The organism is Streptomyces sp. NPDC111802 (assembly GCF_055634335.1).
The window spans coordinates 1-5,577 of sequence record NZ_JBVKCZ010000136.1; the positions used below are offsets into that span (position 1 = coordinate 1).

2 protein-coding genes and 1 pseudogene are annotated in these 5,577 nt (G+C 62.2%); all 3 read left to right on the top strand.

Translation table 11 applies throughout. The features are described from left to right. A partial coding sequence (locus ACZ7NC_RS44355) for a transposase (RefSeq protein ID WP_471497810.1) occupies positions 1–314 on the top strand: 314 nt, incomplete at its 5' end. A 614-nt stretch (positions 315–928) separates the two neighbouring features. Continuing rightward, a pseudogene (locus tag ACZ7NC_RS44360) lies at positions 929–1,363 on the top strand (trypsin-like serine protease); the annotation flags it as partial. An 825-nt stretch (positions 1,364–2,188) separates the two neighbouring features. Next, positions 2,189–5,212 carry a hypothetical protein gene (locus tag ACZ7NC_RS44365; RefSeq protein ID WP_471497812.1) on the top strand — a complete coding sequence of 1,008 codons (3,024 nt, stop codon included), beginning with the start codon at positions 2,189–2,191 and terminating at the stop codon, positions 5,210–5,212. The last annotated feature ends 365 nt before the right edge of the window (positions 5,213–5,577 follow it).

Here is a 5,577-nt window from a genome sequence, read left to right on the forward strand (position 1 = left end):
CCTGCCCTGAGATGACGCTCCTGACCAGCCACGTCACCACCTTCGCGAAGCTCCTGGCCCACCACGAGCACCCCGCCACCGAACACGCCGCCCTGACCGAGTGGATCGAGGCCGTGAACGGCGACGACCTTCCCGCCCTGCACGCCTTCGGCCGCGGCCTGGAGAAGGACCGCGCAGCCATCCAGGCCGGCCTCGACCTGCCCTACAGCAACGGAGTCACCGAGGGCATCAACAACAAGACGAAGCTCCTCAAGCGCCAGACCTACGGACGGGCCGGCTTCGCCCTCCTCCGCCAGCGCATCCTGCTCAACTGACCTTCGGGCCAACAGAACGATCACCCGCTACGAAAATCAAGGCAGAGCCTAATTCGTGATAGACCCTCCTGGTCAGATACGTAGCGCTGTGCGGTGCAGCGCAGTTGTCGTTTTCGTCGCCCTTCGGCGGCCGTCCTGACCACTGGGCGCCAGTGAGGTGCCTGTCACATGTTGGGGGGGGCGGGGAAGGCGGTCTTTGTGTCCGTGCTGCGGCGGGCGGCTGGTTTTGTTATGCAGCGCATGGTTTTTCTGTGTGCTCGCCAGTTTTTTTGTTTCGTTCTTGCCTGTGGCCGGGATCGCGTCTGTTCTTGCGTAACGAGGGTGCGGCAAGTGTGTTGGGGTGACGCGCTCAGCCCGGTGTGATTATCTCCCGACAGGTCGCCTAGCAGTGGAAGATCGGGGGCGTTCCCGGTCTCCGTTGCTAGTTGAATTGGCGCAACATCGGGAACTCTCCGTGTTCATTTAGGCGAAAGAGAAGAAGTGGATGGCATGCCTACGCATTCCGCGTGCCCTAACCTCTCAGTCGGCCGCTAAGGCTTTCAAGCTGGAAAACCGCCTGTTATGCAGAGGGCTGCGCCAGCCCTCACCTGTACTTGTCGAGGAGATGGAAGATCATGGGAGCTCACTCGAAGCGCCGTAGTTCCGGTCCGGCCGAAAAGACGGGGCGCAATTTGTTTGCTGCTGCACTGATCGGCATTTCAGGAGTTGGTGCGAGCCAGTTTATTACGGCCCCCAATGCAAGTGCCATCGGTGACGGGCTGGATGGATATACGAAGCAACCGCGGAGTGAGGCTCCCTTTATGGCGCAGATCAATCATTGTAAGGGCTTTGGGAGCGGATTCTTTATTGCGCCCAACTGTATTGCGACCGCGGCGCATGTCGTAAACGGACAGGACCCTAAGGATGTGAGAATTTCCTACACGGACGAAAACGGGCATCCTCGCACGGTAACACCCGAGGCGATACACATAAATTCTGCCTGGGGGAATAGCGCCTATGATTCTGCGTCTCTTTGGTTACCAGAGTCCGTCAGCGGTGTTCCGTATCTTCGCCTGCCGGGCGACGCCGGTGTTGAAGTTCCAAGCGATGGCTTCCGGGTGGCTCGAGTGTATGGGCATCAAAAGCCTGGCGCTGTGCGGACGATGCTGGCTGATAAGACGTGGCCAGTCTTGCGGCAGGTTGGTGTCAGACCCGAGAACTATGCCACCTTCTTAGAAAGAGGTCGCCCTACGCCGGTTTTGCCTGAATGGCTCGGACGTCGGCTTGAGCCCAATTGGGATAGGGTACCCGGCTGGCCTTATCGAAGCGCCGAGCCTAATCAACTCGGAAGGTGGAGTAATCGACTCGGAAGGTGGCTTGCACCTAATCGACTCGGAAATACGGTAAATAGTGGATTGGTTAACGTGGAAGACGACGCCCACGGGTACCAGGTATTCAGGTCGCGAAACCAATTGGCGCAGGAGGGTAATTCTAGACATCCGGTTAAGGTGCATATGCGTGGAGCCCCGATGTATGCTGGTGACAGCGGTGCACCACTGGTCGGATGGGACAGGAACGGGAATCCTGTTGCAGTGGGCATTAACGTCTCGGCGGTGGACTATGGAGAGTATAATTGGGCGAGGGCAGATACCGGGCTGAAGCAGACCCTTGACAAGGCGCGTGGTAAGGGTTTTGTAAGGGATTTGGAGCATCCGAATGCTAGGGCGTGGACCGCACCTCCTGAGCTTTCCGGCCCGAGTCGGCCGACGTCGGTCGGTTCGCGGCAGCAGCCTAGTTTCCACATTCCAGCGGCGGATTCAGCCGGAGGGCCGGGCTCGTTTTCTGCCAGGGGGCTGCTCCGTACGGCTGGTCGTGGTGCGCTTTGGCTGGGCAAAATGAGCATCAGGCCGGATATTTTCATGCTCGGGGAGGGTGGCTATGAGCTGGGGAAGGATTCTGTACAACAATGGAAGGCTGTTAAGAAGTTCCCGGGATCCGAGGAAATTATCAGACAGCGAGATGAAGCGTGGGTGAGATATAATCGGGAGCGTGGCAAGCAGCTGGTACAAGCGCATCACCGGCAATTTGAGGAGATGAAAGAGAAGATTCGTGATAGTGCCAAGGGTGACGATGCGCGGCGCCTGATTGAGTCCGCGGGCAACGAGCTCGACAAGGTTTATGCAGACGAGGCTGCACGCCCGCTGAGTCGAGAGGATGCGGTGAAGTGGAATGAGGATTACAAGAAGGGGGTGACGGAAGCTGCGGAGAGATTTCTTGAGCGGACTAAGCAGGCGTACACCCTCAATCCCTTTAAAGCGGGCGGAGCGGTGATAGCTAATTCCACGGAAGCGATTGCTCTGGATCGCATGAATCAGGCTAATCTTGCTGCTCTCGGGGCAAATCCACCGAAGCCTTATGCGGCGCCCGACCCTAAGCAGACTGCGGCCATTCTTCAGTCCTCTCGGTACGAACGTCAATACAGGGACGACGAACCGTTCCTGCCCTTGTACGGGCTGCCGCCGGTCAGCCCGTGGGGGAATGCTGGCCAGGCATTGGGGGCAAATTTCGTAGGGGAAAAAGAAGAAGCGGATCAGAGGCTCCGAGAGATCGGCGAATTCAGGCGTGCGGACCAGTATTTAACTCAGAATGCGCCACCCCTGCCGCAAGGCCACACGCCCTCGCCGGGCGGAAAATTTGAACCCGTGGTGGACTCAAATGAACTGGCATATGCGCCCTTTACTCCTAGCGCCAAGACGATGATCTATCGGAGCCCTTCTGGGGGGAATACCACGTATATTAACGTGAAGAACAGCGGTAACGGCGCCATCACCATGACGAAGAGCGATGGGAGCGCGCTGACTCCGCAGGAGGCTGCGGAGGCGCGCGCCGGATTCAAGGGCCGGTTGACTGCGATGGAGGACGCGGAACTGGCCCGGCAGGCTGGACAGAAAAGCTGGGCGACGGCCGATGGGTGGCATCCTCGTGACGGCGCGGGAGAGCCTGGGCAGCAGGCCATGCACGCGGAGGACCACATAGACCATGGCAGGGCATCTGGGAGTTCACTAGATGAGACCCACCCGGTCAGTAAGAGAAGTGGGGGGTTTGGGCAGCAACCGCTGGTGAACGACGGTCAGGACGATGAGACCGGGCGGGTATCAGCTCTCATCAGTAACGGTGGGCAGGGGCCTCAGCAGCTGGGTGGCCAGACCAGTCCGCTCTTGGGTGTGAGTGGGCGCGCTTTGGCTCCGACTGCACCTGCTCAGGTTCCTGGTGCCACGACTGCGGCCTCTTCGGCTGTTAAGGGGGGTGGCTCTTCCTCAGACAGCACGTCGACGGGGACCTCGGCCACGGCGGATGGTCCGGCCGCCGGTACGGCGGCTGCCATCAGCAACACAGACGGTGCGACGGCCACGGATCGGGCGGCACCCCAGGACGGGCAGCGGGACCAGCTGAGCGATGCTTCTGGGAAGAGCTCGGTCGATGTGGCGCCGTTGCGGTCTTCGGGGAGCCGGGACTCGGTCGGGCTCGCGCCGTTGTTTTCTGAGGGCCCGCTCAAGCTCGCGCCGTTGCAGTCTGGTTCGCGGGTGAAGAGGGAGGCCGGTTTCGGGGACAGTGGGACTGACGAGTCAGACGTGTTGCCGCCGTTGTCGCGGGTTCTGGATGCGCAGTCGCAGTCGAAGCCGTTGTCAGAGGGCTTGGCTACTGGGCAGGAGCCGGAGCAGAACTCACGGGTGTCGTCTGCGATTGATGGGTCTCTGCCTCCAAAACAGCAGTCGCCGTCTTCGTTGCTGGCGTCGGTCCCAGGTGCAAAATCGCGGGACAGTGGTGGGTCTGATTCGACAGGGGTCGGCTTGGTTCCTCGGTCGCAGGGGCTGGTTAAGGAAATCGGGCATCTCTTGAACGGCAATGGCTTTGCCAGTGGCGGTGGGCAGTCCCCCTCGGCTGAGGCTGGGCCGCAGGCGCTGGCTGCTCTGCCGTTGGTGTCTGCAGGTGGCAGCGGCATTTCCCTCGATGGGAACAGGGGCGCTGTCAATGGCGGCGCTGCCGGTGGTGGTGCAACGCCACGTACGGCCACCCGTACCACGGGCACCACAGTTGACCACGTGGCCGTTAACACCGAGGCCGGCAAGGCCGGTGCGGCCGCGAAGCCTGCCGAGGCGAAGGTGAAGTTGCCGCAGGACCCCGCCGGCCTGCTTGCTGGCGGGGGTTCCCTGGGTCTGCAGGGTCAGCAGGGTGTGGCGGTTCAGCGGGGCGGGCAGCTGGTTCGGGGTGATCAGTCGGTTCTGGGCGTGGCGGATCGGTCGGCGGGTAAGCAGGTCACGTCTTCGCCTGCGGCTTCTGCAGCTGTCCCGGTTGGCGGGGGCAAGGACACTGAGGTGAAGAGCCTCGGTGAGTTTCAGCAGATCGCTGTGCCCGCGACTGCAGCCACGTCCTCTGTGCCCCAGTCACAGGGGCCGCCCCAGCAGACTGTACTGGGACCCTCCCTGCAGGGCACGGCTGTCCAGTCGCAGCCCCTGATGGAGGCTCAGCCGTCGAAGCAGGTGACGGGGCAGCCTGCTCCTGTGCCGGGTTCGGGCGGGTTGCCGGCTGGCAACGCGCCCGTTCCTGTGGACCAGAAGTCTGCAACTGTGCTGCTCTCTGCGCCGTCGGCCGAGTCGGCTGCGCCGTCTGTGGGTGGCCCTGCTGCGCCGGCTCCGTCTGGGCCGTGGGGCGGGGCTGCGCCTGCCTCGCCGACCCCGGGTGCGGGTGCTGGTGCGCCTGTGGGTCCGGCTGCCCCTGCTGGGGCGTCACTGTTTGTGGCGCCACAGCAGGGCGGGCAGCAGCAGGGCGGCCAGCAGCTCCAACAGCCGCAGCAGCAGCCGTTCGGGACCAACACGCAGATCAACGGTCCGCAGGGTCAGCAGCAGGGCGGGCAGTAGTTCCAGCAGTAGAGCCTGTTCGAAGGCGTTGTCAACTTGTCAATTGGCGGGTTGGTTGAAGGTGTGCCAGGGCGTGGTGGGGTCGGGTGGCGGCCCTGGTTCAGCCTGCCGTGGGCAGCGTGGTGACGCCGGTGATGTGAACCGCTCCGGGTCTGATGGAGGCTCGATTCCCTGAGAGGATCGAGTCATGGCACGTCCGTCCCCCTACCCTCCCGAGCTTCGTGAGCGTGCGGTGCGCATGGTCGCGGAGGTCCGCCCGAACTATCCGACGGGCGCTATCAAGTTGTCTGCGGGGGCGTGGGATGATCTTGATGTAGGTCGTCTTGGGAGGGGCTCGCGGTGGAGGCTGAGGCGTCGGTGTCGTA

What these genes read in the sequence shown, in the direction of transcription:
- ACZ7NC_RS44365 (WP_471497812.1), top strand. Translation starts at nt 2,189, where the DNA reads ATGAGCATCAGGCCGGATATTTTCATGCTCGGGGAGGGTGGCTATGAG.